Annotated in this window: 2 protein-coding genes; both read right to left on the bottom strand. The window is 67.1% G+C overall.

The window, feature by feature from the left end:
* Nucleotides 1–903, bottom strand: a 903-nt coding sequence (locus ABIV12_RS01525) for a DUF2628 domain-containing protein (protein ID WP_348055520.1), incomplete at its 3' end; no start/stop codon positions are given.
* A 240-nt stretch (nt 904–1143) separates the two neighbouring features.
* Nucleotides 1144–3642: serine/threonine-protein kinase (locus ABIV12_RS01520; RefSeq protein WP_348055518.1), on the bottom strand; the 2499-nt coding region annotated here is incomplete at its 5' end.

Below are 3642 nucleotides of genomic sequence, written 5' to 3'. Positions count from 1 at the left end.
ACCCATTCCGAAATCCACGCCGACCATCTGGATCGCCAACAGTACCAGGCCGAACAGGACGCTCCACAGGATTGCGCCGGCCGGATTCGTACCGCCGTCCTTGACCAGCGCGACGCGAAGACGCGCGAGATCGCGACCGGGCGACAGCGTTCGGATCGCGCGTTCGAAATGTTTGCGGTAGAGCGCGTTGCCAGCCGTCGCGATCAACACGTTGACGGCGATGCTGATCGCCCACGACAGCACGGTCGATACGTCGAGCCGGCTTTCGATCAGCGACTCGACCACAGCAAACGCGAGCCACGCGAACGCGTAACCGTACATCTTCCGGTAGAGCAGCCACGAGGGCCCGAGGAAAAATGCTGGCCAGTTCCAGGCATGGCCGCCGGACCCTTCGATGCCCCAGCTGCGCAGGTAGAACGCGTGGTTCGCGCCAATGAAGAGTCGTGCGGCCTCGAGCATGTCGGGCGGGACTGCGGGGTTCGGTTGCGTCGCCGCCGGATCGATCGGATGCGAGGGGTCAGCCGAAACGACGCTGGTCAGCGGCAGCCACGACGGGTTGCTTGTGCGCCGCACGCGCGCGCCTGCGTCGAGTCGGCCAGCGCGCACTTCCGATTCGAGCCACGCAAGCGGAACCGGGCCGCGTGAGACGCCGTCCAGTTCGATCTGCCACGCGATGCCGTCGGAAGGAACGACGTTGGACTCGATGCCGCCGGCGGTGAGTCGTTGCTGCAAGAGTTTCAGTGAGTCGGCATCGGGCGATTCGCGCGCGGTGACCGGTGCGGCGGCGATCACCTGTGTCGCAAAGGCGTCTTCGCTCAAGCCGAGGATTGCAGCGCCCTGCACCGCGGCATCGGACGCGTCGCGCGAACCTGGCATGCGGCCGATGATGACGAGTGCGTGCATGGCAACTCCGGGGCGGGATCGTGAGGCTGACAGGTGATGTGGGATGCGTCCAATGCGCGGCGTCCAAGGCAGCGCCGGCCGCGCAGCGTGCGTCGACGCCGGAGGCCGGACGCCGCGTTTGGCGGCCAGCGCTTTGGAGTGGCGGAAAGGCGAAACGTTCATTTCGCGTGCACGCACATGGGCGTTGGGCGCGCGCTCAATCGGTCACGCAGAGCGCCGGCCGCGTGGAGCGCGTGCGGCCTACGGGGTCGTCGCGAGGTCGGACAGGCGCGGGTCGTGTGGGGCGATGCGCTGCAGGATCGCGCGGCTGTTCTGTGCTCGACGCGCTGACTGTTCGCGCGCTTCCACGTCGGCATCGGGATGCTGGCCGTCCTCGGACAACTCGGCGTCGACCCATGCCTGCCCGAGCTCGCCCAACCAGCCAATACGCTTCTGCAGCTCGGCGGCGAGGCGGTGCAAAGTCAACGCGCGGCCAACGTCGCCGCGCCGGCGCGCCGCGGCGCCCGCGTACAACGCAAGATCGGCTTGCTCGAAGCCAACATGCATGCCATCGGCGCCGAGCTTCGCGAGTGCGTTGTCGAGTGCCGCGTCGCCGGCCGCCACATCGCCGATGCGCGCGCGGGCGACGCCATTGAGCCCTGCGGCATACCAGCGCTGCCCGTGCGAGTCGCGGCCGTTCTGCACGAAGAGCCGCTCCGATTCGGCAAACGTGTCGGCGGCGCGGTCGGCATGGCCTTGCGCAAGCTCGATGCGCCCGCGCAACACCAGCGTGCCGGCGAGGCTCACCGGGCTCGCACTTCGCGTCTGGGCGATTGCCGCATCGACATGGCGCAATGCACTCGCGTAGTCGCTGGTGAGATAGTCGAGCAGCGCAAGCGCTCGATCGATGTTGACCGATCCGGGGTTGACGGTGCCGGGCGTCACGCCTTTCTCGAGTGACGCCTGCGAGGCGACCGCTGTTGCCCGCGCTTCGTCGAAGCGTCCCAGTTGGGTCAGCGTAAGGACCTGTCCGTAGCGGACGAAGCCGATGCGTGGATGATCGTCGCCGAACGTCTTCTTCAGCAGATCGATGCCCCGGACGTAAGCGTCATTGGCTTCAGCGAACCGGCTGAGGTTGTACAGGCCGGTGCCGAGGTTGCTGTAATCCATTGCAAGGTCGGCGGCGTGATCGCCGGACAGGCCTTCGCGCAAGGACAGCACCTTCTGGTACCAGCGCAGCGAGCCGTCCGCATCGCCGCGCATGCTCGTGAGCTTGCCAAGGCTGGTGTAGGCGCGGATCAACGCCGCGTCCTGATCGCCCGCGCTGACGAGATCGCGCAGCGTCGCTTCGAGATGCGCCGTCGCCTCGTCGAGATTGCCGTTCTCGATCTCCACGCTGGCCAGTTGCTGCGACGATGCGGCGCGCTGCACCGCGGTGGCTGCGCCGGGCATGGCGGAACGGATGTCGAGCGCTTCGCGCGCAGCAGCGATCGCGGCGACCAGCTTGCCGCGGTTCTGCAGGCCACGACTCAATTGCGTGAGGACATCCGCGCGCAGGTCGGGCTCGTTCTTCAGTTCGGTGTCGGCCTGGACGACCGCGCGTTCGAGCACGTCGGCGAGAGTCGAGTCGCCGCGGTTGTTGCTGCTGAAACGATCGGTGAGATCAAGTGCGGAGATCAGGAATTTGTTGGTGACTTCCGCGCGATGCGCCTCCTGCTCGGCGCGGCGCGCGGCAAGGATGCTGATGGTTGTCGCGGCAATCAGGGCCAGCGCGGTGAGGACCGCGGTGGCGACGGCAAGCGGTCGGCGCGCGACGAAGCGCCGCGCGAAATACAGTGCGCCCGCGCGTTGCGCCGACACCGGGCGCCCGGACAGCACCGCACGCAGGTCGGCGATCAGCGCATCCATCGAGTGGTAGCGCTGCGAGGGCTCCTTCGCCAGCATCTTGCGCACGACTGCGTCGAGATCGCCGCCGAGCTGCCGTTTCACGCGCAGGATATTGGTCGGTTGCTTCCATGCACGGCTTGCATCCGATGCGTCGAGCGCGCGCGGCAGCAAGGTCGGTTCGGCAGTGGTGACGGCACGCGCCCACGCGGCGCCGTCACTCGCGTCCACCCGATACGGGCGGCTGCCGGTGAGCACGCGGAAGCACAACACGCCGAACTGGTAGACATCGGTTGCCACGGTGATCGGCGCGTTGCGGAACTGCTCGGGCGCCGCGTATTCCGGCGTCATCGGGCCGAACGCACCATGCGTCGCGGATTCCTCGCTGCCACCGACGCGCTTGGCAATGCCGAAGTCGAGCAGCTTGGCGCGTCCCTCGGTCGTGACCAGGATGTTGGATGGCTTGATGTCGCGATGGACGATCAGGTTCTGGTGCGCATGGGACAACGCGCTCGCAACATCGATGAGCAGGCGAATGCGCTGATCGACGTCGAGTGCATGATCGCGGCAGTAGTCGGTGATCGCAACCCCGTCGACATATTCCATCGTGTAGTACGGCTGACCATCGTCGGTCTGCCCGCCTTCGAACAGGATGCCGATGTTCGGGTGCACGAGATTGGCGAGGATCTGCCGCTCGCGCTCGAAGCGTTCGCGCGCAGCTGCGGACACGCCTTCGCCCCGCACGATCTTCAGCGCAACGCGGTGCACGAAGTTGTCGACCTTGCGCTCGGCGAGATACACCGCGCCCATGCCACCGGTGCCGATCAGGCGCAGCAGGCGGAACGCGCCAATGGACTCGCCGACGCGCGCATGGTC

The sequence above is a fragment of the Dokdonella sp. genome (assembly GCF_039926425.1).
GTDB lineage: Bacteria > Pseudomonadota > Gammaproteobacteria > Xanthomonadales > Rhodanobacteraceae > Dokdonella_A.
Note: the sequence above shows the minus strand (reverse complement) of the source record. Positions and strands in the feature narration are given on the sequence as shown.